A 25,456-nucleotide genomic window follows, 5' to 3' on the forward strand; every position below is an offset into this window, starting at 1 on the left:
TGTAAGTCATTTTTTTATACCTAAACTAGACTGAAAACTATTTCCTCGGATGAAATTTATTTACAATTTGTGATAAATGTTTACGATCCAAATGAACATAAACTTCGGTCGTAGTAATCGATTCATGACCCAACATCAACTGAATGGAACGCAAATCGGCTCCGTTTTCTAAAAGATGCGTGGCAAATGAATGCCTGAATGTATGCGGACTGATTGATTTATTCAAATTGATTTTAACCGCTAAATCCTTAATAATAGTAAAAATCATCGCTCTTGTCAACTGCTTACCTCTTCGATTAAGAAACAAAGTATCTTCATGACCTTTTTGAATCGTCAAATGTGTTCTGACATGATTTTTATATAGATTAATGTACTTTTCGGTAGATTTCCCAATGGGAACAAAACGTTGCTTGTTTCCTTTTCCGGTTATTTTGATAAACCCTTCCTCAAAAAACAAGTCAGAAATTTTTAAGGTTGTCAATTCTGAAACGCGTAAACCACAACCATATAAAGTTTCCAATATTGCTTTGTTCCGTTCTCCCTCTTCTTTTGATAAATCGATGGCAGCTATCAACGCATCAATGTCCTGAATGGAAAGTGTATCCGGTAATTTTCTGCCAATTTTTGGTGTTTCAATCAATTCCATCGGATTATCCGTTCGGTAATCTTCAAAAATTAAATAGGTAAAAAAACTTTTTAATCCGGAAATAATTCGGGCCTGGGATCGTGGATTCACTTCTTTGGAAACTGCATAAATAAAAAGTTGAATTTCTTCTTCACTGATATTTATGGGATTTTTAGAAATTCCGTTAGCTTCTAAAAATTGTGTCAGACGTAATAAATCAAAAGTATAATTAGCTAAAGTATTTTTCGACAATCCTCTTTCTATTTTTAAATAGGATTGAAAACTTTTTATATACGTTTGCCAGTTCATGTTTCAAATGTAATCTGATTCAAGGAAATAAAAAAACCTTTCAGAGTTTGAAAGGTTTTAAATTGTAAATTATTTAAAATTAATTTTTTTTCCATTTTCCTCCACCTATATAAAAACCAAGGTTTACAGCAAAATAAGAGTTAGAAATATCTCCTGTGGTTACTTGTCCTTCTCTATAAAGTGGTGTTTTAGGCACAAAGTTGTATTCTAGATTCATTCTGAATTTTCCCCATTCAAAACCACCACGAATTAAACCACCAAATCCACTATCAGGATCTAAGCCCTCCACATCAGTATCTTCACTTGCTCTCACACTTAATGCTGTAGAATATCCCATACCACCACCTACAAACGGTACAAAAGATTTACCCGATGGAAAATAGTAATCAAAAGTTGCAATATAAGAACCAATTGCTGTGGCTGTTACAAATGTTGTATTACCAATCTCTTCAACATCTCTGGCAATAGCGGCAATACCAATTCGCAGACCCACATTCATGTTTTCCTTGATGTTATATTTAGGTTCGATGTCGAAAGAAACCCCTGCACCACCACTGGCCGGAATATAACCTACATCTAAGCCAACCCGAAATCCTCCTTCCCGTTGTGCTTGAACAAATCCGAAAAACAATAAGGCTACGACCGATAAGATTACTTTTTTCATATTTTATATTATTTTTGTTTAGACAAAATTAGGAATAAAATTCTGTACTTAAAACAAAAAACCACGCAAGTTGCGTGGTTTTTAATATCAAAAAAATCAAATTACCATTTGTATAATAATCCGAATTGTGGTTGAGCAAAAATGTTGTTGAATAAATTAACTTCTATGTTTAAGTCACTTGAATTATCTCCATTTTCTGGATTAGTGTTGTTGTAACTTAAAATATTAGCTAATTCAAAGGTAGCTGCCCAATGAGAAGTAAAGAAATAATTGATTCCTAAATCGATATTTGCATTCATCGCACTATTAGTTGAGCTTTCTACTCCATCAGGTTCTGTTTTTATACTTGTATAACCTAATCCTAATTCACCATAAGCTTGGAAAGCTTTATCAGCACCAAGTGATAAGAAATAATAACGGGCAAAAGCACCTAAACCAAATCTGCCAACTTTATTGTTAGCATTATCCTCTGAGCCAGAAAAAGCTAAAAATCCACCCAAAGCAATTTTATCATTAATCATATAACCTACTTTTGGAGTAAATGACCAACTGTCTTCTACGTCTCCTGAACGAATACTGAAACTACCTTCAGCAAACATATCACCTTTAGCAAAACCTTTTGCTGTTACATCTCCGTCTTGTGCATTTGCAGTTCCAAATGCGGCTACGGCTAAAATCGATAAAATAATTTTTTTCATGTTTAAATGTTTTAGAATTTATAATACAAAATTAAAATATTAAAAACCCTTGTATATAAAGACATTTTGTAGTTATTAACAAAGTTGTTAACATCAAGTAAATATAATGTTAATAACATTGTCAATTAAAAGCGTTTGATTCAACTTATTAAAATCTATTCTAAAGAAATTAAATTATCCTATTCTTTACACAATTTTATTGAATTACTTCGTTTTAAAACAATATAAACAGTTAAAATAGAATCTATGAAAAAATCAATGTTAGTTTATGCTTTATTTTTAATCGGTTTTACGAATGCTAATGCCCAACTACTCCAATTTGGATTAAAAGGCGGGGTTAACTTTTCTAACTACAGTGGAGGAGATTTAGAAGGAGTTGATTTTAACAATGTTACTAATTTTCATTTTGGTGTTGTGACCGAATTAAAATTGTTAGAAAATTTTGCCCTTCAACCTGAGTTACTCTATTCCACGCAAGGTTCAGAATTAGAGAGTTTAGACGAACAAATAAAAAATGAATTGGGCTATCTTTCAATTCCTGTTTTAGTAAAATTCTATTTAACAAGCAATAAGTTGAGTTTAGAAGCCGGACCTCAGTTTTCCTTTTTGGTTAAAGAGAGTGGTGATTTTGACTTATATGATTCTAATACGTTTGACTTTGGTGTCGCAGCAGGACTAAGTTATAAAATCACAAAAGGACTGTTTCTATCCGGAAGATATGTAGCCGGTTTAACCGATGTGAAAAAAGAAGCCAATGTAAAAAATTCATTAGTTCAATTTTCGCTGGGTTATATGTTTTAACAATTTAAATGGCTGACATAAATTGGTCAGCCATTTTTTTAAAAAGTTCATTTTCTTGAAAATCTTCACAATAGCCCAAATGTTAATATTAAATTAATGTTTTTCGACACCCGCTACCTATCACTTTTTTTGGTATTTTTACCTAAAATCTTACAGGATGAGAATCATTATTATCAACGGCCCAAATTTAAATCTTTTAGGCAAACGTGAACCGGATGTTTATGGCAATCAAACTTTTGAAGACTACTTTATTCATTTACAACAAAACTATCCTGACATCAAATTAACCTTTTATCAAAGCAATATTGAAGGCGAAATTATTGATAAAATACAAGAAGTTGGTTTTTTATTTGATGGAATTATTTTAAATGCCGCGGCTTACACACATACTTCCATAGGAATTGGAGATGCTGTAAAGGCTATCAATTCTCCGGTAGTTGAAGTGCATATTTCCAATACTTTTTCAAGGGAAACGTTTAGACATCAATCTTATATTTCACCAAATGCAAAAGGCGTAATCGTTGGTTTTGGATTAAAAAGTTATGAATTAGCACTTTTGTCTTTCCTTTAATAATAATCCTTTCCATACAAATTAATCTATTTTCTAACTTTTGATTATGACTAAGCTGAAAACCTTCTTATTTTTTCTGATTGTTAATTTTTCCACTCTTTCTTTTGCTCAAATAAAAGGAACTATTTCAGACGAGGCAGGTGTTCCGCTTCCGTTTGTAAATATTTATATAGAAAATACCTATGTTGGAACTACCTCAAATGAAAAAGGACAATATGAACTCAATGTTCAAAAAAAAGAACAAATGACAATTATTTTCCAATATTTAGGGTACAAAACTCAAAAACACACTTTAGATATTGAAAAATTGCCTTATACTTTTAATGTTACTTTAAAAGAGGAAAATTATAAATTAAATGAAGTCGTCCTGAGTTCAAAAGACAATCCGGCAAATGCAATCATCCGAAGTGCAATTACTAACAGAAAAAAGAACTCTGATAAAACAGCCCGATTTACGGCAGATTTCTATTCCCGAGGCATATTTAGAATGAAAAATGCTCCAAAGAAAATATTAGGTCAGGAAATTGGCGATTTTGACGGAGCTTTAGATTCAACCGGAAGTGGAATTTTATATTTATCGGAAACGGTTTCTAAAATAACTTTTGAAAAACCGGACAAGTTAAAAGAACACATTATTGCCTCTAAAATAAGTGGGAAAAATAATGGTTTCAGCTACAATACTGCTCAAGCTACTTCTTATGATTTTTATGACAATACGGTTGAATTAGGCGTAAACCTTATTTCTCCAATTGCTGATAATGCCTTTGCCTACTATAAGTATACCTTGGAAGGAACTTTTTACGACGATAATAATAACCTCATTAATAAAATAAAAGTAACGCCAAAAAGAGATGCTGAACCTGTTTTTGAAGGACATATTTTTATTGTAGAAGACAGTTGGGCTATTTATGGTGTCGATTTAGACATTAAAGGATACCGAATGAAAGAAGAATTTTTAGATGTAATGACCTTAAAACAAAATTTCAGTTACAATAAAACCAATCAACTTTGGGCAAAAAATTCCCAAAGTCTAGAATTTGAAGCGGGTGCTTTTGGCATTAAATTCAATGGAAAATTTACATACGTTTACAGTAATTACGACTTCAAAGAACAATTTGAAAAGAAAACGTTTACCAGAGAAATTTTGAGTTTTGAAGACAATGCCAATAAAAAAGACTCCATCTATTGGAATATGATGCGACCGGTTCCACTAACGGAAGAAGAAAATAATGACTACCTGCGGAAAGACAGTATTCAAACCTTGCGGAAATCGAAACCCTATTTAGATTCTATTGATGCAAAAAACAATAAATTTAAAATCTTAAAAATCTTAACGGGTTACAGTTATAGAAATTCCTATGAAAACTGGAACTTTAATTACGAAGGTATCATCAAACTAATTCAATTTAATACGGTTCAGGGCTGGCACCTTTCAACCGGAATCTCTTATATTAAACGGGATGAAGAAACCAGAAAATATTTAACCTATGGAGCCGACTTTAATTATGGCTTTTCAGAAGAAAAATTCAGAACAACCGGATTTTTCAGTACCCGATTAGATACTAAAACCAATAGTTTATTAACCCTAAATGGTGGAAGCAAAGTTGAACAGTTCAATGCAAATAATCCTATTAGTAATTTAATTAATACGGCTAGTTCTATTTTCTTTGAAGACAATTATATGAAATTGTATGAAAAGAATTTCGTCAAAGCATCCTATCAGCAAGAAGCAATCAATGGGCTTTACCTCGTTGGTTCACTTGAATACAGTGAACGAAAACCGTTATTTAACAACTCGGATTATGTGATGTTCAACCAAGACAAAAAATACACCTCCAATAATCCTTTAAATCCGGAGGATTACACAACAGCAGCAATAGAAAAACACAATTTATTTAAAGCAAACGTAAATGCCAGAATAAATTTTGGACAAAAATATTTATCGCGTCCCGATGGAAAATTCAACATTAGAAATGAAAAATACCCAACAGTTTTTGTAGGCTATGAAAAAGGATTTGCAGGCAGTGAGGAAAACTATAATTATGATTTTTTGGCTGCTCGGGTATACTATGAAAAAACGATAGGGAATAAAGGTAGTTTTGCTATTAATTTGAAAGGCGGTAAATTTTTCGATGCAGATGGAATTTCCTTTGTCGATTATAAACATTTCAACGGAAACCAAACGCACGTGAGTACCGCGGACCGCTATTTAAATGAATTTAATTTACTCCCTTATTATTCCTATAGCACCAATAATAGTTACATGGAAACGCATATTGAACACAATTTTGAAGGATTTATCATGAACAAAATTCCATTGTTGAACAAGCTGAAATCAACCATGGTTTTAGGCTATCATCAGTTAGCCACTCCGGATGTAAAACCATATCAGGAATTTAGCATAGGGTTAGATAAATTAGGTTTTGGGAAATTTAAATTGCTACGGGTAGATTATGTGCGGGCCTATAATGGCAGTACTTATTTAGGAGATGGCGTAATGTTTGGAATGAAATTTCTAGGCGTACTAGAATAGAAAAAGCAAAAAAAAAGAGAAGTCAAAACACTTCTCTTTTTTTATAAAATAATTAAAAACTATACCCTCACAATATGAGCTCCTATCGCTCGTAATCGTTCGTCTATTCGTTCGTAACCTCTGTCTATTTGTTCTATATTTTGAATAGTGCTGGTTCCTTTGGCAGATAATGCTGCAATCAATAACGAAATTCCGGCACGAATATCAGGGGAAGACATGGTTGTTGCTTTCAATTGAGATTGGAAATTATGTCCGATAACAACAGCACGGTGCGGATCACACAAAATAATCTTAGCTCCCATATCAATCAATTTGTCCACAAAAAACAATCGGCTTTCAAACATCTTTTGATGAATTAACACATCTCCTTTTGCTTGGGTCGCTACTACTAAAACAATACTCAATAAATCGGGTGTAAATCCCGGCCAAGGAGCATCGGATACATTTAGAATTGAACCATCAATATCTTTTTTTATTTCATAACCGTCTTTGTGTTCCGGAATAAATATATCGTCTCCTCGTCTTTCTATGGTGATCCCTAATTTTCTGAAAACACTTGGAATCACACCTAAATTATCCCAACTTACATCCTTAATGGTAATTTCACTTCGAGTCATCGCTGCCAACCCAATCCAACTACCGATTTCAACCATATCCGGTAGAATTCTGTGTGTGCAACCGCTTAATTTTTCAACACCTTCAATGGTTAATAAATTAGAACCTACTCCGGTAATGTTTGCTCCCATCGAATTGAGCATTTTACACAATTGTTGCAAATAGGGTTCGCAAGCTGCATTATAAATTGTGGTTGTTCCTTCTGCTAAAACAGAGGCCATCACAATATTGGCAGTTCCGGTAACTGAGGCTTCATCTAAAAGCATATAAGCTCCTTTTAATCGGCCTTGACATTCCACACCATAAAAATGATCTTCTCTATTATACCTGAATTTAGCCCCTAAATTGATGAATCCTTCAAAATGAGTATCTAATCTTCTTCTTCCTATTTTATCGCCTCCCGGCTTAGGAATATATCCTTTTCCGAAACGGGCTAACAATGGACCAACAATCATTATCGAACCACGCAAAGACCCTCCTTCTTTTTTAAAAGCTTCTGTTTCAAGATAGCCAACATTGACATCGTCTGCTTGAAAAGTGATAGAGCCCGGGCCATTTTTTTGCATTTTCACACCTAAATTACCCAACAGCGTAATCAGTTTGTTCACATCAATAATATCAGGAATATTGTTTATGGTAACTTTCTCCGAAGTAAGCAATACTGTACATAAAATTTGTAAAGCCTCATTTTTGGCTCCTTGAGGATGAATCTCCCCTTTAAGACGGTGTCCGCCTTCTATCTTGAATGTTCCCATATCCGTATTCCGTGATTACTTTTGATTGTTGTTTTTAAATGGTTTTGATTTGATATTTTTATTTTTCTTAATCAATAAATTTTTCTGAATGGGTGGCATATTTTTGTTTGACACCTTTTTATTGGTTCGCATTAAATCAGAAGTATTCAACAATTCTTCCGTGCTTTGATGTAAATCTATTCTACCTCCGGAAAGTTCATACAAATGATTAAAAATTGCCTTATCATCAACCGTGTCTTTATTCCAACTTAAATAGGACTTTTTCATGTGATTTGCAATCACTTTCACTAAGGCACTTTTTAATTCACCATCTTCCCAACTATTGGCAACATCAATCATATACTTGATATTGTTACCATAAAAACGATATTTTGGATTTTTTTGAGGATACTCTAATCGTTCTGGTTTTAAATTTATAACATCTCTTGTGGGTATAGGATAAGGACTATCGACCACCAATTTAAAATCAGACATAATAAAAAGTTGATCCCAAAGTTTATGCTGAAAATCTAGCACATCTCGCAAATGCGGATTCAAACTTCCCATTACTTTAATAATATAGCGAGCGGCCTTATTCCGTTCTTCGCTATCTTCAATTAGAGTTGCCTGGTTGATTAATTTTTGCAAATGACGTCCGTATTCCGGAATCATTAAATGTGGTCTTTCGGCATTGTATTCTAATTCATGCACTATTTCATGTGCTTTTTCGTTGTGCGTCATTTGATTTTTTTTAAAGCGAAATTATTCCTTCGACAGAAGAAACATCTATATATTTTTCCACAACATGTTCAGGACTTAACATGCTGACATTTATAGAAATACTGGTAAATTTTCCTGTTTTAGATTGTTGCGTATTAATTACCGCACCCATGTTATCAAAAGCATTTTCTATAGCTGAAATTTTAATAGTATCGGTAGGAACAATGAATTTATAAAGGTAAATTGAAGGCCAGTCCGAAGTAGTTCGCAATTCTTCTTTTAATCGTTCATAAAATTCTTCCGTCTTCTTATCCATATTCTAATTTATTATAGGCAAATATACAGTTTTGAATTTAGATTTGAGAAATTTGAAATTGAATTTTGAGGTTCATGAACTAATTAAAAAGCGACTATTATTTCAAAATAGGGCAACAAAATTTACTTTTAAAAGTTCAAATCTATGATAATCGCCTTAATCAAGCTTAAAAGTGAATGAAAGTTTGTATTTAAACTAACTATTTATCTAAATTTACCCCTTTATTTAGCGTTGTGAGCAAAGAAATAATTGTGATAACCGGCGGTCCCGGAACAGGAAAAACAACAATCATCGATGGTTTAATCGAGAAAGGATATATGTGTTTTCCTGAAATATCAAGAGAAATTATTACGGAAGCCAGAAAACAAGGCATTGAACAATTATTTTTGGAAAAGCCATTACTGTTTAGTGAATTACTATTAGAAGGCAGAAAAAAACAGTTTCAAAAAGCAGAACAACATTCGGAATCTATACTTTTTTTAGACCGGGGCATACCTGACATTCTTGCATACATGCATTATATAGGCGACAGTTATCCTGCCTTTTTTGATGAAAATTGCCGCCAAAACAAGTACACAAAAGTATTCCTTTTGCCCCCTTGGCAAGAAATTTATCAATCCGACGAAGAACGGTATGAAAACTTTGAACAAGCAAAACTCATCTATAATCACCTGAAAGAAACCTACGAAAATTATGGCTATGAACTCATAGAAGTTCCACAAGGTCATTTAGAGAACAGAATTCTTTTTATCTTAGAGGCAATTTCAAGATAAAGCATGCAAAAAGCAGAAAGTATTTTAAAAAAATATTGGGGTCACGATGAATTTCGTTCCCCCCAAAAAGAAATCATAGCTTCCATATTATCCTCTAAAGACACCTTAGGCTTAATGCCTACCGGTGGAGGAAAATCAATCTGTTTTCAAATTCCGGCTTTAATGACAGATGGCATTTGTTTGGTTATTTCTCCGCTTATTGCTTTAATGAAAGACCAGGTAGACAATTTGATGAAACGCGACATCAAAGCATTGGCATTAACCGGCGGAATTTCATCAGATGAAGTCATAACCCTGTTAGACAATTGCTTATATGGAAATTATAAGTTTTTATATCTCTCTCCCGAACGCTTACAACAGGATTGGGTTTTAGAAAAAATCAAAAACCTTCCACTAAATTTAATAGCCATTGACGAAGCTCATTGTGTTTCGCAATGGGGTCACGATTTTCGCCCCTCCTATTTAAAAATCAGTGTTTTAAAAACTTTTTTTCCGGATGTTCCTTTTTTGGCTTTAACTGCTTCTGCAACAGAAAGAGTTAAAATAGATATTATTGAACAGTTAAAATTTGAAAATCCTGCCATTTTTCAAAAATCTTTTGCTCGGGAAAATATTGCCTATTTAGTGGTTGAAACGGAAGATAAACTATTTAAAATAGAACAAATCCTAAAAAAAAATCCGGAACCTTCCATTATCTATGTACGCAATCGAAAATCATGTTATGAAATTTCGAATCAATTACAACAACTGGGAATCAAAGCTGCTTTTTATCACGGGGGCTTGGCCAGGAGAGATAAAACGAAAAATATGGATTGGTGGATGCAGGAAAAAGTGCAGGTAATGGTGGCCACTAATGCATTTGGAATGGGAATTGATAAATCCAATGTTAAAAGCGTTATTCATTATCAACTTCCTGAAAATATTGAAAATTATTATCAGGAAGCCGGAAGAGCCGGACGTAATGGAGAGAAATCTTTTGCGGTTTTACTTGTTGCCCCCTCTGATTTGGCTATTGCTCAAGCTCAATTTATTGCTAATTTACCGGACAATGATTTTTTGAAACTTTCCTTTATCAAATTATGCAATTATTTTCAAATTGCCTACGGCGAAGGTATTGATGAACAATTTGCCTTCAATTTAAATCACTTTTGTTCAGTTTATCAATTTCCCGTGCTCAAAACATTCGCCGCTTTACAATTTTTAGACCGTCAGGGAATTATAACCTTCACCCAAGAATTTTCAGAAAAAATTACTTTACTATTCATTATTGAAAGCAAAGAAGTGATTCGTTACATAAGTTTAAATCCACAGGAGGAAGAAATTATTCTCGTGTTTTTACGAACATATCCGGGCATCTATGAAATCCCGACTGCCGTAAACCTTTCTTTAGTGGCAAGAAAAAGTAATACGGAAGAAAGTAAAATTGAAGAAATTTTAGAAAAACTAAAAGAAAAAGGAATTGTAGACTTTATTGCCAAAAATAACGATGCCACAATTACTTTTAATGAAGTCAGAGAAGACGAAAGAACCATCAATAGAGTAGTAAAATACTTGGAGGCTCAAAATAACTTGAAGAAAGAACAACTCAAACAGGTAGTTAATTATGTCACCAATACAGAAACCTGCAAGAGTCGTTTGATTTTAGCGTATTTTGGAGAAAAAAACACGACTGAGTGTGGAATTTGTTCCTATTGTATTGCTAAAAAAACCAAATCTTCAGACACGAAACCACTTGTAATTTCAATAATTGAATTACTTTCTGAAAAAGCACAAACATCAAGAGAACTTTTAAAAACATTACATTGTAATGAAGAGCTGCTTATCTTTGCCTTAAAAGAACTTTTAGACGATAAAAAAATAAAAATAGCAGCCAATAATAAATATACTATAGTATAAAATGGAAAAATTACGCATTGTTTTCATGGGAACACCCGATTTTGCTGTCGGCATTTTGGATACCATTTTAAAGAATAATTATAATGTAGTCGGTGTAATTACTGCGGCCGATAAACCGGCAGGAAGAGGTCAGAAGATGAATTATTCCGCGGTTAAAGAATATGCCATGGAAAAAGGCTTAAACCTATTACAGCCCACCAACCTTAAAGACGAAACTTTTTTAGTGGAATTAAAGAGTCTCAAAGCCAATTGCCAAGTTGTGGTTGCTTTTAGAATGCTACCGGAAGTGGTTTGGCGAATGCCTGAATTTGGTACTTTTAATTTACACGCTTCTTTATTACCAAACTATCGAGGTGCAGCACCTATAAATTGGGCTATTATTAATGGCGAAACAAAAACCGGAGTGACTACTTTTTTTATTGATGATAAAATTGATACCGGGGCAATTATATTGGCCAAAGAAACACCTATTAATGAAAATGAAAATGCCGGTCAACTTCATGACCGATTAATGATATTAGGCAGTTCAATTGTAATTGAAACATTAGCTCTTATAGAAAAAGGAGCCGTTTCAACAACTATTCAAAAAGATAATCCGAATATCAAAACAGCGTATAAACTTAATCGGGAAAATTGTAAAATTGATTGGACTAAACCGGGGAAGGAAATTTACAACCTAATTAGAGGGCTAAGCCCATACCCTTCCGCTTGGTGCATCATAAAACAAGATAATCAGGAATGGAATGTCAAAATTCACGAAACAAAACTACACATTGAAACTCACCACTTCCCTATCGGCTCTATACATACAACCAAAAAAGAAATGAAAATAGCAGTGAAAGATGGATTTATTGAAATTTGTAGCATTCAATTTCCGGGAAAGAAAAAAATGACTGCCTCAGAATTACGCAATGGTATGCAATTTTCAGCTACTTGCATCGCCCTGTAAGGGTTGAAAACACTCAAAATAAGTAAATATCCGATGAACTGCTCGTCGTTATCAACAAAAATACCTAAGTTATTAACAAATGTAACGAAAACTCACGAAAACACTTGTGCAGTAAGGAAATCCTATTAAATTTGTTACAATTAACTTTATGTTTAACCAACAATTAATAACTATTATTATGAACAAATCAGAATTAATCGATGCTATCGCTGCAGATGCAGGAATTACTAAAGCAGCTGCTAAATTAGCTTTAGAATCATTTTTAGGAAACGTAGGTAAAACTTTGAAAAAAGGTGGAAGAGTTTCTTTAGTAGGTTTCGGATCTTGGTCAGTTTCTAAAAGAGCTGCTAGAGATGGAAGAAATCCTCAAACTGGAAAAACAATTAAAATTGCTGCTAAGAATGTAGTTAAATTCAAAGCAGGTGCTGAATTAGAAGGTACTGTAAACTAGTCTAATTAAGTCGATATAAAGAAAAGTCTTCCACTTCGGAAGACTTTTTTTTTATATTTTTAATAAAATAATTGGATTATTGAAAATAATTTTACTAAATTTAACTAAAAATTGTAGGTAAATGATATCAGAAATAATCAAAAAAGGTCATTTGCTCATTGCAGAGCCTTCCATATTAGGCGATTTATCTTTTAATCGCTCTGTTATTTTATTAGCCGATCACAACGCTGAAGGTTCTGTAGGCTTCATTCTTAATAAACCCCTTGATTACTCCGTAAATGATTTGGTTCCGGAGGTAGATGCTACTTTTACCATCTATAATGGTGGTCCGGTAGAACAGGATAATCTTTATTTTATCCATAACATCCCCGAATTGATTCCGAATAGTGTGGAGATTTCCAATGGTATTTTTTGGGGCGGAGATTTCGAAAAAACACGCGACTTAATTAATAATGGCAGTATCAACAAAGACAACATCCGTTTCTTTTTAGGCTACACAGGTTGGGATGCCAATCAATTAGAAACAGAGATGAGTGCTAATTCTTGGATTGTAATTGAAAATAGTTACAAAAATAATATACTGAAAAAATCTTCGTCTGATTTTTGGAAAGAACAAATCATGGAATTAGGTGGCGAATACCTTATTTGGTCAAATGCTCCTGAAAATCCAATGCTGAATTAAAGTAAATTCACTGCTTCATTAAGTTTTTCAAGCAATACTTTGGCTAGGACCGACTCAAATTCCTTTTTACGATATTGGGTGATTGGTTGAATTCCGGAAATCACATTCGTTATAAATAATTCATCCGCTTTTTGAAGATCAAAAGGAGAAATAGGCTCTTCAATCACTTCGATTTCTGCTATTTTTTTGGCAATAGTAAGGATTTGTTTACGCATCACGCCATTTAAACATCCTTCTGATAGTGGAGGAGTGGTTAATCGATTCCCGATAAGCATAAATAAATTTCCATTTAAAGCTTCCACTACATTTTTTTCTTCATTAAGTAAAAGGCAGTTTTGATAGCCATTTTCTTCGGCAAAAATACTGCCTACTGTATTGATTAGTCGATTTGTAGATTTGATGGTAGAAAGCAATTGCTTGGTTACATAAAAATCTTTGAATAAATCGACTTCATAGGGCTCACTTGCAAAAGCATAAACTTGGTTACCCAAGGGTTTAACCGAAATTAAAAACGAAACACTTCGGGTTAAAGGCAAATAATAGCCCCCATCATTTCGGTAAACCGTAAGTCGAACCCGACAAGAAGCTGAGCAGGAATTAAGTTCTGCCAACTGTATTATTTGCTCTTCCAAATATTCTAAGGTAAAATTCATTGGAATTTGCATCCGAATGATTCGCATGGAAGCCATCAATCGAAAATAATGGTCTTCCATAAAAAGAACCTTACCGTTAACAAGTTTGAGGGTTTCAAAAACAGCATCGCCATATAAAAATGCCCGATTATGTGTCAAAACCGAATCCGCTTCGACTAAATTTCCATTTAGATTAATCATAAAAAAAGCCCTAAATTAAAGGGCAAATATACTGTTTATTATAGAAATTAAACGGATCCGATTACGTGTTTTAAATCAGAAATTTGATTTTCCCAAAGCTGTTTAGATTCTATTAACTCATCCTCAAAAGCAAAATCTACTACAACTAAAGAAACATCTTTCGTGATTTCATCTTCGGAAATTCTCAACTCAAAAAAATAGTCGGTGTCTTTATCTTGATCATCAATCCACCTGAATTTTACTCTTTCGTTTGATTTTTTGGAAGCTAATCTAGCTCGTTCTTTAGAATCATCCCAAATAAAAGTAAATAATTCACCTCTGGAATTCACATTGTCAGCAAACCATTCAGACAAACCGGAAGGAGTAGAAATATATTGATATAGCAATTGCGGAGAAGAATTTACCGCAAACTCTATTTCATATCGTATTTTTGTATCCATAAACTTAATTTTTGAGCAATATATTGAATATTAATTCAAAAAAAAAGGGAAATTATAAATAAAAATAATTTCTTATTTTATGTTTGTAAGGTTTGTGATTATTTCTATATTTGCACCCGCGTTACAGTACATGTACCAAATGATTTTGGCGAGGTAGCTCAGTCGGTTAGAGCGTTGGATTCATAACCCAAAGGTCGGGAGTTCAAATCTCCCTCTCGCTACAAGGTTACAACTTTGAAAGTAAACGGATTAAGGCTCTTAATCCGTTTTTTTTATGCTTTTACAAACAGTTCATTTTTATAAAAGTAATATCAGTAATAAAACAATGATAATAATGGCACCAACCGAAAGATATACGCCATTATTTGTTGAACGCAAATTGGCATTGATTGACTTTACTTCTTTGCGGAGTTCTTTCTTTTCAACTCTAGTCATATCGGATTTATCCATGTTTTTTATTTCCTCTAATCGATTAATCATGGTATTGACTGCTATTTTTTCGGTTTCCGCTTTATTGCTAGTAAGACTATCTGAAACTATTGCATTAGACTGAAAAGGAAGCAAAAGCGTGATAACAATCAGAATTGCTGTTTTGTGAAATGGAGTAACTGTTTTCATAATTGATTATTTTTTTCTAAAAACGTTATTATTTTTATTTGATAAATTTCGTGTTTTAGTTCTGAAAATCAATTATATAAAACTTTTCAAAATTTACAATATTCACATGTTTTGGTTAAAATAAAATTATTCAGTAGAAGTTTATCAACTCTACATTTTTTGCACGAACTGAAGTTGTCTTATATACAAGTAAATACAAGATTGGAAATAGTTAATTAAAATTACCACCACTGCTTAGATATGTTCCTTTTCTGTGAATTACACGACGCTAATACATTAGATGATTAGACTATAACAAAATGTTAATCCCTATTTCTAATGATTTATAATAAAAAAATTCTATCTATCTTTATTATAAATAATTACAAGAAAAAAAGGCCAATTGGCTGTATTCCGCTGAAATTTCCAAGTTAACCTATTTATCACCACTTCATTTTATTTTAAATTTACAAATATCAATATTTTTGTAAGTATTTTATTTATGTTATGTATATTTATGTGCATTTCATCGATTTTTTTAGTCACTTTATCGATTATTTAAATTTGATTCCTACTTTTGGAGTGTCAAAAATTAATTACATAAAAAATTCATTATCTAATCCCTAGAAGATATGAAAACAAAATTAGCATATAAGAAAATTCATTTACAGGTAACTGTGATGATTCTACTATTTATCCAATCGGGTAATGCTCAAACTGTTACTCAAACCTTTAATTCTTCATCAACATTTACGGTACCAACTGGTGTGACACAAATTAATGTGGAAGCATGGGGTGGCGGTGGAAAAGGCGGTAGTCGAGTTTCTAGTAATGGAAGTGCCGGCGGTGCTGGTGGTGGAGCTTATGCTAGCAGCACTTTTACTGTTATTCCTGGTGCAACTTATACTGTTACAGTAGGAACCGGAAGTACCTCAAACGTAATGCCGGGTGGTGACACTTGGTTCAACAACAATACAACCATACTAGCCAAAGGTGGAAATAGTGTTCCTTCTAATTCTGTAACCGGTGCAACTGGTGGTGATTTGAATGATTGCATTGGTACGATCAGAAGATCGGGTGGTAATGGGGCTAATGGTGGTTTAACATTTGGCGGCGGCGGCGGTTCATCCGCAGTAAATAGCTCTAACGGTAATACCGCAACAACAAGACTGGGTGCTACAATCACCGGTGGTGGTGGTGGTGGAAATGGAAGAAATACTTCAAGCGGAAATGGAAGCCCGGCCGGAATACCCGGTGGTGGTGGTGGTGGTTGTTTAAGATTAACTTCCGGTAGCTCTACTGGCGGAAATGGTGGAAATGGCCGAATTGTAATTACATATGCATCACCTTCTGAAATAAACGTAAAAGGGAACGGAAATACAATTGTTGACGGTGACACAACACCTGCTTTAACCGATTGGACTGATTTTGGAACAACTTCGTTAGGCTTGGGGGTAACTAGAGTTTATACAATTGAAAATACAGGTTTTGCTACACTATACCTTTATAACTTAACCATCACAGGTACAGGAGCATCAAATTTTTATTTAACCAGTGGCTTTCCAACAAGTATTGCAGCCGGTTCATCAGCCACTTTTTCGATAACTTTTGTACCAACAACAACCGGATTAAAATCGGCAACATTGACTTTTACGAATAGTGATGCCGATGAAAGCACTTATAATTATAACATTCAAGGAACAGGAGCTGCCTCAGCTTCTCAAATAATAAGTGTAAGTGGAAATAACTATACTATTCCGCAAGGAAGTACCACTACCCTGACAACCAATAACACAAATTTTGGGGCAACCAATTTAAATACTTCAATTTCAAGAACATTTACCATTAAAAATACCGGTGGTAGTAATTTAACGTTAACAGGTGCTCCATTAGTGAGTATTACCGGAGCAAATGCGGCTGATTTTTCATTAACAGCATTACCAACAACAACAATAACTCCGAGTAATTCTACCACTTTTCAAATTACTTTTACTCCAACTACAACAGGGGTAAAAAATGCAACCTTAAACATAAGCAGTAATCACGCCGCTTTGAGTCCATATAACTTTAGAATTAGTGGAACTTCCATTCAGGCATTTTTTGATACGGATGGTGATGGTGTATTCAATAATGCCGACGCTGATGATGATAACGATGGAATTCCGGATGTTGTGGAACAATCAAATGCCAGTCTATCATCCTATTCTGCAAATGCTCAAGTGACCTTGTTAAACGAAACATTTGGTTCTGGAACTACCCGAGAAAGAATAAATATTAATATTCCAACTGCTACAACAACCTACTGCTATGAAGATGGCTATAATGTCATGAATGAATATGAATGTGATACGAGTGGTGATTTAAATGATGGGCAATATACGCTATCAAACACTGCTCAAATTGCATCGTGGGCTTCTGCCTACTGGTACACAGGACCGGATCATACTTCTGATTCAAATGGAAGAATGGCTTTGTTTAATGCGGAAACTGACATAACTGATGAGTTTTATAGAACTATTATTCATGGCGTAACAGCTAATGCACCTTTAACCTATAGCTTTTGGGCTATCAATTTAGATAGAACGGATGCCCCGGGAATAGGTTCAAGAAACAGACCAAATATTACAGTTGAATTCAGAGATTTAGACAATAATTTATTGACCTCTTTGAACACGGGTGACATTGCTCCAACAAATCATTTAAATTCAACAGGTGATTGGTATAATTTTAATGCTTCGTTTGTTCCTACTTCAACCAGTATCTCGGTTATTTTTAGAAATAATCAACCGGGTGGTTTAGGTAATGACTTAGGATTAGATGATATTATTATCCGTCAAATATTAAAAGATAGAGATAACGATGGAGTCGCTGACGTTTTCGATTTAGATTCAGACAATGACGGAATTGGAGGAATTGTAGAAGATGGGTGGGCTCACCTAAGTAACGGAACTGACAAAATGAACCTAACCGGAACTTGGATCGATGCAAATGGAAACGGATGGCATGATGAAACTGAAGCAGCATACATTGCTTCTAATAATGTAGCCACAGATTTTGATGGGGATGGAATTCCAAACTACATTGATTTAGATGCTGATAATGATGCTCGTTTTGATGTAGAGGAAGCCGGTTTATTTAACGGTGATGGAGACATCAATGGCGACGGTGTCGGCGATGGAGCAGATGGAGATGGCGATGGTATTTTAAATGCTTTCGATAATTTCGTTGGATTTGGTAATACCGCAAAACCTTTACCACAAAATACCCTTGGCAGTGGCAACCAAGATTATCTAAAGGTGATTTCGTTAACTCCGGGTGTTTTTGATATTTCTTCAACATTATACGCCAGCTTAGATGCTAATAATGATGGAATTATTGACGGTGGTGCTGATGTTGACAAAGACGGTATCCGTGATGCGTTTGATACAAATTCAGCAAAAATAGGTTCTCCTAGAGATTTAAATAGAAAATTATTGTTAGATTTCGACGGACGAAATGATTATGCCGAAGCAACCGCTGTTTTAGGCGGATTAACAAATGCTACATTAATGGCATGGGTAAATTTAGCCCCGGGTTTTAGCTCAACCGGAGTAGTAGTGGGACAAAATAATTTTCAATTGAGAATAACCGATACCCGAGTAATTACTGCTTCTTGCAACGGAACATCTGTTGACTATTCAGCCATTGATCCTATCAGTTCTTCGCAATGGTTTCATATTGCGACAACGTATGATGGAGCTCATTTAAAACTTTTCATTAATGGAAAAGAGATGAATAGCATTAGCAAAACAGGAACTATAAATGCTGATGCAACACCACTTACCATTGGTAGACGTCCCGGAAACAATTCGTTTTATTTTAACGGAAAAATTGATGAAGTGCGTGTGTTTAATGTCGCTTTAACCAATCAACAATTGCAACGAATGGTTTACCAGGAAATTCAAAATAACAGTGGTCAGGTGAGAGGAACTGTTGTCCCTAGAGATATTGAATCTTTACCTTTTACTAATCTGTTACGCTATTACAGAATGGATACATACAAAGATGATATTATTGATGACTTATCTACCCCAACTGTTGATACAGGGACAGGGATGAAAATGTATAATCATAAAAACATTTATGCTCAACAAGCTCCGATGCCATTTGTTACGGAAAGAACAGGCGATTTTGCTACCGCAGTGAACAGTCCAACAAACGAAGTAAGAGGAATGGATATTGCAGATTTTAATTATGCTATTGTTCAGGTGAAACATAACATTACTGAAACATCTAATCAAACTAATTTAGGGATGTTTGTTGATGCTGGAGTAACAATTACGATGAATAACGATACCAAAATACAAAACGATTGGTATGTGAAATTAAACGGAAAAATTGATTTAGTAGATCGTTCACAATTCGTTCAAACAGCTACTAGTGTATTAGACCCAACTAGTTCAGGTTCGCTTGAAAGAGACCAACAAGGACAAAGCAATAAATTTAATTATAACTATTGGTCTTCACCGGTGAGTGCTATCAACAGCACAACAATTAACCATGGCTATACCGTTGCAGGTGTTATGAAAGACGGAACAAACCCATCTAGTCCAATGAATTTAGCTTGGGTAAGTGGCATAAACAATCCCTTAACCAGCAACCCAATCACATTGAGCAGCTATTGGATATTCAAATTTCAAAACCTGACGCCTATTTATGCAAATTGGGCAAGTGTAGGTCAAAACGGCCTTTTGCTAGCCGGTCAAGGTTACACACTTAAAGGAAGTGGAGCAGCGAGTGCCTCTCAAAACTTTACCTTTATTGGAAAACCAAATAATGGGCAAATTGTCAGCACTGTTTCAGCCAACAACTTAAACTTATCCGGTAACCCATATCCTTCTGCTTTAGATGCTGATAAATTTATACAAGATAACTTAGCGACCATCAACGGAACATTATACTTCTGGGAACATTTCAACACAAACAATACCCACACTTTAGCAGGTTACCAAGGTGGATATGCTGCCCGTACCTTAGTAGGCGGAACAGCTCCTGTATCTCCATCAGGCATCAGTGGATTAGGTTCAAGCACACGAACTCCCGGCAGATTCATACCGGTAGGACAAGGATTCTTTGTGACTGGAAATGCAACTGGTGGAGATATTGTTTTTGACAACAGTCAACGTCTTTTTATCAAAGAAAGTAATGTTGATTCTAACATCCTATTCCGAACTAATCAAAATGCTTCTTCTCCAAATTTTGGAACAGGAAATAACGAGGAAGACCCTTATACAGAAAATGCTTTCATGAAATTTCGTATCGGATTCAATTCTTACAACAATTTCCACAGACAACTATTAATTGGTTTTATGGATGATTTAGCAACAGAATCTGTTGATCCGGGTTATGATGCAATTCATATTGATAACCAACAAAATGACATGTATTTTTTAAATAACGGAACAAAATTAATCATTCAAGGTGCTTCACATTTTGAAACGAATAAAGTTTATCCGTTAGGAATTAAAACCTATGCAGCCGGTGATATTCAATTTACTTTAGATGGTTTAGAAAATGTAGAGCCAACACAACCTATTTACATTCATGATATAGTAACCGGTTTATACCATGATATCAGAAATGAACATTTTACAATCAATTTGCCGCAAGGTGAAATCCACAATCGTTTTGAACTGACTTTTCAAAATCATGCTTTATCAGCATCGGATTTTGAACTTGAAAATCAAATCGCTGTGGCTTATACTAATGCCAACAATTTACTTACTATAAAAAATACCATGAACGACAATACTGTGGAAACAGTTAGTCTTTTTACGATCTTAGGTCAGACCCTTGCTTCTTGGAATGTTGAAAACCAAACCCAAAACAACATTACTATCCCAATGAGCAACGTAAGTACTGGCACCTACATCGTTCGAGTGCAAACCACTCAAGGAACGATTAGCAAAAAAATCATTATTAAATAGGGTTTTGATAATTGATTTTTGACACCGAAAAGCCCCTCGACGTGAGGGGCTTTTCATTTTTAATAAATAGTAACTTATAACAAAACAGAGGAAACGGAAAAAATGTTTCTTTTGTTTAAAAACCTAAAAGACTGATTCACTATTTTCAAACCATTCATAGTTTGAATCAAAAAATAATCCCTTATAAACCAATGTATATCCTACATTAATTTTTATAAATACTATTACTTTGTTTAATCTTTTGTTAAACAAGTTAAACAATAATATACTAATGCATACATTTGTTTGAAATAATAATCACTTAAAAAAACAAAAATGAAACTAATTAAATCATTAACCATTTTATCAATTGTAGGTATTATGGTCGCTTCATGTGGTGAAGCAAAAAAAGAAGAAGTTGTTGAAGAAGTTGTTATGGAAGAAGCTGCTGAAGTAGTTGAAACACCTAATATCGTGGGTGTGGCCTCTGCAAATACTGATTTCAGCACATTAGTAACAGCCGTTGGTACTGCAGGCTTGGTGGAAACATTAAGTGGTGTGGGTCCGTTTACAGTATTTGCTCCAACTAATGCTGCCTTTGATAAATTACCGGCCGGAACGGTTGATTCTCTTTTAAAACCTGAAAGCAAAGATAAACTTTCAGCGATATTGACATACCATGTTGTGGCAGGGAAATTTGAAGCTGCAGCAGTAATTGAAGCAATCAATGCAAACAAAGGAAAATTTGAGGTTACGACTGTTCAAGGCGGAAAAATTACTTTAAGTTTAGTAGATGGAAAAGTAGTATTAACTGACGCAAACGGTGGAACTGCAACAGTAGTAATTGCAGATGTTGCTGCATCAAATGGAGTAATACATGCAATTGATACGGTAGTAATGCCTAAATAATAATAATAATAGTGTTTTTGTTAATTCTTTAAAGAGCCGTTGTTGAAAAATAACGGCTCTTTTCATAGTATAAATGTTCAATTTTAATTTTCACCAACCAACAACCCATAAGCCTGCTCCGCCATTTCAAACTCCTCATTGGTAGGAATAACCAATATAGGCACTTTAGAGCCTTCTAATGAAATAGAACGAATAGCTTTGGAACGCATCATATTCTTATCTTCATCCAGTTGAATGCCAAAGTAATCCATGTGCTGACAAATTAACGAACGCATCACATCGCTATTTTCACCTATTCCCGCTGTAAATACCAACGCATCCAAACCATTCAATGCCGCAATATAAGACCCTATAAATTTTTGTACACGATAAGCCATCATCTGAAGGGCAAGCAAACACTCTTTATTCCCTTTTTGGGCCTCGTTTTGTATATCTCGTAAATCGGAAAAACCGGTCAAGCCTTTTAAACCACTCTCTTTTTGCAATAAATCTTGTACTTGACTCGAAGAATAGTTCAAAGTATCCATTAAGTAAAAAATAATCGCTTGATCAACATCACCACTGCGGGTTCCCATAATCAAACCGTTGGTAGGACCATATCCCATCGAATGTTCAATGCTTTCTCCATCTTTCACAGCTGTAATACTGCAACCGTTTCCTAAATGAACAGTGATAATTTTAGAATGTTTGAGTCCTAAAAACGCAATCGCTTTTTTAGAAACATATTTGTGGCTGGTTCCATGAAAACCATATTGACGAATTTGATGTTGGGTATAAAATTCATTCGGAATCGAATAGCGATAGGCCTTTTCAGGTATTGTCTGATGAAAAGCCGTGTCAAATACTGCAACTTGTGTCGCTTTTGGAAAAACATCCTCAGCCACTTCAATACAAGCCAAATTGGCCGGATTGTGTAAAGGTGCCAACGTACATAATTCGCGAATCTTATCCTTAACTTCTGTGGTAATAATCGTGGTTTTTGAAAACTGTTCGCCTCCGTGAACCACTCGATGAGCGATGGTATCAATTGTCCTTCCGGCACTTTTGCTTAATATCTTTTGAGCAATTGCTTCTAAAGCTTCTTTGTGATTGGCGAATTCCACCGTTTCTGTAAATTCTTCCGATTGAATCGTATAGTGAAACTTAGTATGGTCTAACCCTATTCGCTCTACCAAACCAGAAGAAATAACGGTTCCCAAAGGCATTTCAATAAGCTGAAATTTTAATGACGAACTTCCGGCATTAATGACTAATATGTTCATAGGCAGTTTTTAAATATCCTGTGCCTGAATGGCAGTTATAATTATCGTGTTGTAAACATCTTCAACGGTGCAACCTCTACTCAAATCGTTTACGGGCTTATTCAAACCTTGCAACATAGGTCCGATAGCAACCGCACCGGTTTCTCTCTGAACGGCTTTATAGGTATTGTTACCCGTATTTAAATCAGGGAAAATCAAAACACTGGCCTGACCGGCTACTAGAGAATCGGGCATTTTACTTTTACCGACGGTCATATCTACGGCCGCATCGTATTGAATTGGTCCTTCAATTTGTAAATCGGGACGCAAAGTTTTAACTAATTCAGTTGCTTTACGCACTCGTTCTACATCTTCACCCATACCTGAACTTCCCGAGGAGTAAGACAACATGGCTATTTTAGGCTCAATTCCAAATGCTTGGCTGCTTTCTGCAGAGGAGATGGCAATTTGAGCTAATTCTTCTGCCGTTGGATTGGGATTGATGGCACAGTCGCCAAAAACCGAAATACGATCTTCCAAACACATGAAAAATACCGAAGAAACTACTGAGATTCCTTTTTTAGTTTTAATAATTTGTAAAGCCGGACGAATCGTATGTTGTGTGGTATGAATAGCTCCGGAAACCATTCCGTCTGCCAATCCTTTGAAAACCATCATGGTGCCAAAATAAGAGACATCCGACATCAAATCTTTGGCAATATCGTGATTCACATTTTTATGTTTTCTCAATTCATAGAATGTCTCTACAAAATCAGCATAATAGGTAGAATTTACCGGATCAATAATACTAACTTTATCCAAGGGTAGAAGAATGCCGGACTTAATCAAACTCTTTTCGATAGTCTCTTTTTTACCCAACAAGGTGATGTCTACCACATCGGCAGCAATTAAACGGGCAGTTGCCTCTAAAATTCGTAAATCCTCCGATTCCGGCAGAACGATATGTTTACGCACTTTTCTGGCCTTTTTTAATAAATTGTATTGAAACATTTTTGGCGTAATTCCTTTTGAGGTAAAATTGGTTACATTCTCAATCAGTAAATCGGAATCAACATATTTATAAAATGTTTCAAGAGATAATTGAATTTTCGTGGTATCACCGGGTCTTATTTTACAATTTATCCGACCTATTTTATTAGCCGCTTTAAAAGTGTTTTCTTCCACACTAATGATAGGAATAATATCATCTAAGCCTTCAATCAATCTTAGAATAGACTCTTCCGGAAAAAGTCCTCCTGTTAAAATAATTCCAACCATTCTGGGATAACTGGCCGATTTGTGGGCTTGCAAAACCCCTATTATAATGTCTGCCCGATCCCCGGGAGTAATCACCAAATTATTTTGCCCAATATGAGTGAGATAATTGTGTAATTGCATGGCACCAACACTAAAACTGCCTACTATACCCTCTAACAAATGCTCGCCAAATAAAACCTTTCCATTCAACGCTTCTACTACTTCCCGAACACTGGGATTGCTCAATAATTCATTGACCGGTATGGCTAAAATTTGAACCTCATCAGCACAAAATTTTTGAATTCCTTCAATAAATTTTGACCGGTTTTTCTCTTGAATTTTATTAATGACAATAGCCATTACGCCAACTTCCTTTCCTAAAAATGACTTGTAAGCTAATTCTAAATTTTGAATGGTATCATCTATAGAATTGTCTCCCGAGGCATTAATCAGCACCGGTAATCCTAAATTTTTAGCAATTTGGAGGTTAATTTCAAATTCAAAAACGGAAACTTCATCTTCAAAATCGCTTCCTTCCACTAAAACAAAATCAAATTCTTCTTCCAATTTTTTGTAATCATTCATAATCGTATCAATCACCTCCCCTTTCTTTCCCAAATTAACCAACTGAATCATTTGTTGTTTGGTATAAGAATACGCATTATCATAGTCGACTTTTAGATTAAAAGTTTGAAGAATTAATTGCAAATGGTTATCAACTTTAGATTTTTTACCTTCGTTAATGATGGGTCGGTAATAAGCTACTTTTGCCATACGGCTTAGCAACGCATCCATTAATCCTAAACTTAAAAGTGACTTCCCGCTTCTGGGTTCAATAGTGGCAATATATAATCCTTTGTTCATAGGTTGTTATTTTGATTGTGTGGTTTTGATTGA

Annotated in this window: 21 protein-coding genes and 1 tRNA gene; 11 read left to right on the forward strand and 11 right to left on the reverse strand. The window is 34.6% G+C overall.

The window, feature by feature from the left end:
- Positions 1-37 precede the first annotated feature (37 nt).
- From xerD to C0512_RS02865, 3 genes are all read right to left on the reverse strand, one after another.
- Positions 38-934, reverse strand: a complete 897-nt coding sequence (xerD, locus tag C0512_RS02855) for a site-specific tyrosine recombinase XerD (protein ID WP_290858717.1) — start codon at positions 932-934, stop codon at positions 38-40.
- Positions 935-1,013: 79 nt separating this feature from the next.
- Positions 1,014-1,598, reverse strand: coding sequence for an outer membrane beta-barrel protein (locus C0512_RS02860; protein WP_290858719.1), 585 nt, complete (start codon positions 1,596-1,598; stop codon positions 1,014-1,016).
- Positions 1,599-1,699: 101 nt separating this feature from the next.
- Positions 1,700-2,296 (reverse strand): outer membrane beta-barrel protein, encoded by a 597-nt coding sequence (locus C0512_RS02865; protein ID WP_290858721.1) that lies wholly within the window; start codon positions 2,294-2,296, stop codon positions 1,700-1,702.
- 246 nt (positions 2,297-2,542) lie between these two features.
- On the opposite strand from C0512_RS02865, the gene C0512_RS02870 reads away from it, so the two are divergent.
- The 3 genes from C0512_RS02870 to C0512_RS02880 all read left to right on the forward strand — a co-directional run bounded on the left by C0512_RS02870 (position 2,543) and on the right by C0512_RS02880 (position 6,201).
- Positions 2,543-3,097: a porin family protein gene (locus tag C0512_RS02870; protein ID WP_290858723.1), complete on the forward strand. Its 555-nt coding sequence runs from the start codon at positions 2,543-2,545 to the stop codon at positions 3,095-3,097.
- Between the two features lie 157 nt (positions 3,098-3,254).
- On the forward strand, positions 3,255-3,668 hold the full coding sequence (gene aroQ / locus C0512_RS02875) for a type II 3-dehydroquinate dehydratase (RefSeq protein ID WP_290858725.1): 414 nt from the start codon (positions 3,255-3,257) through the stop codon (positions 3,666-3,668).
- A 46-nt stretch (positions 3,669-3,714) separates the two neighbouring features.
- The gene (locus C0512_RS02880; RefSeq protein WP_290858727.1) at positions 3,715-6,201 is read left to right on the forward strand and encodes a DUF5686 and carboxypeptidase regulatory-like domain-containing protein; all 2,487 of its coding nucleotides are present in this window, start codon (positions 3,715-3,717) and stop codon (positions 6,199-6,201) included.
- A 59-nt stretch (positions 6,202-6,260) separates the two neighbouring features.
- Here C0512_RS02880 and murA read toward each other — a convergent pair whose 3' ends face one another.
- The 3 genes from murA to C0512_RS02895 are packed head-to-tail and all read right to left on the reverse strand — an operon-like array spanning position 6,261 to position 8,586.
- Positions 6,261-7,571, reverse strand: coding sequence for a UDP-N-acetylglucosamine 1-carboxyvinyltransferase (gene murA / locus C0512_RS02885; RefSeq protein ID WP_290858729.1), 1,311 nt, complete (start codon positions 7,569-7,571; stop codon positions 6,261-6,263).
- Between the two features lie 15 nt (positions 7,572-7,586).
- Positions 7,587-8,291, reverse strand: a complete 705-nt coding sequence (locus C0512_RS02890) for a DUF4290 domain-containing protein (RefSeq protein WP_290858731.1) — start codon at positions 8,289-8,291, stop codon at positions 7,587-7,589.
- 10 nt (positions 8,292-8,301) lie between these two features.
- Positions 8,302-8,586 (reverse strand): DUF493 domain-containing protein, encoded by a 285-nt coding sequence (locus C0512_RS02895; protein WP_290858733.1) that lies wholly within the window; start codon positions 8,584-8,586, stop codon positions 8,302-8,304.
- A 233-nt stretch (positions 8,587-8,819) separates the two neighbouring features.
- Here C0512_RS02895 and C0512_RS02900 point away from each other — a divergent pair, with 233 nt between their 5' ends.
- The 5 genes from C0512_RS02900 to C0512_RS02920 all read left to right on the forward strand — a co-directional run bounded on the left by C0512_RS02900 (position 8,820) and on the right by C0512_RS02920 (position 13,337).
- Entirely contained in the window at positions 8,820-9,359 is a 540-nt protein-coding gene (locus tag C0512_RS02900) for an AAA family ATPase (RefSeq protein WP_290858735.1), read from the forward strand.
- 3 nt (positions 9,360-9,362) lie between these two features.
- Positions 9,363-11,255 carry an ATP-dependent DNA helicase RecQ gene (locus tag C0512_RS02905; protein ID WP_290858736.1) on the forward strand — a complete coding sequence of 631 codons (1,893 nt, stop codon included), beginning with the start codon at positions 9,363-9,365 and terminating at the stop codon, positions 11,253-11,255.
- A 1-nt stretch (position 11,256) separates the two neighbouring features.
- Entirely contained in the window at positions 11,257-12,204 is a 948-nt protein-coding gene (gene fmt, locus C0512_RS02910; protein WP_290858737.1) for a methionyl-tRNA formyltransferase, read from the forward strand.
- A gap of 178 nt (positions 12,205-12,382) precedes the next feature.
- A complete protein-coding gene (locus tag C0512_RS02915) occupies positions 12,383-12,655 on the forward strand; it encodes an HU family DNA-binding protein (RefSeq protein ID WP_129464469.1) in 273 nt (90 codons plus the stop codon).
- 121 nt (positions 12,656-12,776) lie between these two features.
- A complete protein-coding gene (locus C0512_RS02920) occupies positions 12,777-13,337 on the forward strand; it encodes a YqgE/AlgH family protein (RefSeq protein WP_290858739.1) in 561 nt (186 codons plus the stop codon).
- On the opposite strand, the gene C0512_RS02925 is transcribed toward C0512_RS02920, so the two are convergent.
- Together C0512_RS02925 and C0512_RS02930 are read right to left on the reverse strand one after the other, a co-directional pair.
- The gene (locus C0512_RS02925; RefSeq protein ID WP_290858740.1) at positions 13,334-14,170 is read right to left on the reverse strand and encodes an aminotransferase class IV; all 837 of its coding nucleotides are present in this window, start codon (positions 14,168-14,170) and stop codon (positions 13,334-13,336) included. The genes C0512_RS02920 and C0512_RS02925 overlap by 4 nt on opposite strands.
- Positions 14,171-14,217: 47 nt before the next feature.
- Positions 14,218-14,610 carry an START-like domain-containing protein gene (locus tag C0512_RS02930; RefSeq protein ID WP_290858741.1) on the reverse strand — a complete coding sequence of 131 codons (393 nt, stop codon included), beginning with the start codon at positions 14,608-14,610 and terminating at the stop codon, positions 14,218-14,220.
- 147 nt (positions 14,611-14,757) lie between these two features.
- Here C0512_RS02930 and C0512_RS02935 point away from each other — a divergent pair.
- Positions 14,758-14,831, forward strand: a tRNA-Met gene (locus tag C0512_RS02935).
- 76 nt (positions 14,832-14,907) lie between these two features.
- On the opposite strand, the gene C0512_RS02940 is transcribed toward C0512_RS02935, so the two are convergent.
- Complete coding sequence (locus tag C0512_RS02940; RefSeq protein WP_290858742.1) at positions 14,908-15,228, reverse strand: hypothetical protein; 321 nt, start codon at positions 15,226-15,228, stop codon at positions 14,908-14,910.
- 611 nt (positions 15,229-15,839) lie between these two features.
- On the opposite strand from C0512_RS02940, the gene C0512_RS02945 reads away from it, so the two are divergent.
- Positions 15,840-21,173 carry a choice-of-anchor D domain-containing protein gene (locus C0512_RS02945; protein ID WP_290858743.1) on the forward strand — a complete coding sequence of 1,778 codons (5,334 nt, stop codon included), beginning with the start codon at positions 15,840-15,842 and terminating at the stop codon, positions 21,171-21,173.
- A gap of 315 nt (positions 21,174-21,488) precedes the next feature.
- Positions 21,489-22,061, forward strand: coding sequence for a fasciclin domain-containing protein (locus tag C0512_RS02950; protein WP_290858745.1), 573 nt, complete (start codon positions 21,489-21,491; stop codon positions 22,059-22,061).
- Positions 22,062-22,144: 83 nt separating this feature from the next.
- On the opposite strand, the gene C0512_RS02955 is transcribed toward C0512_RS02950, so the two are convergent.
- Positions 22,145-23,323, reverse strand: a complete 1,179-nt coding sequence (locus tag C0512_RS02955) for an acetate/propionate family kinase (RefSeq protein WP_290858747.1) — start codon at positions 23,321-23,323, stop codon at positions 22,145-22,147.
- 9 nt (positions 23,324-23,332) lie between these two features.
- Positions 23,333-25,423 carry a phosphate acetyltransferase gene (pta, locus tag C0512_RS02960; protein WP_290858749.1) on the reverse strand — a complete coding sequence of 697 codons (2,091 nt, stop codon included), beginning with the start codon at positions 25,421-25,423 and terminating at the stop codon, positions 23,333-23,335.
- Between the last annotated feature and the right edge of the window lie 33 nt (positions 25,424-25,456).

Source organism: Flavobacterium sp., from assembly GCF_013822155.1.
In the GTDB taxonomy this organism is placed as follows: domain Bacteria; phylum Bacteroidota; class Bacteroidia; order Flavobacteriales; family Flavobacteriaceae; genus Flavobacterium.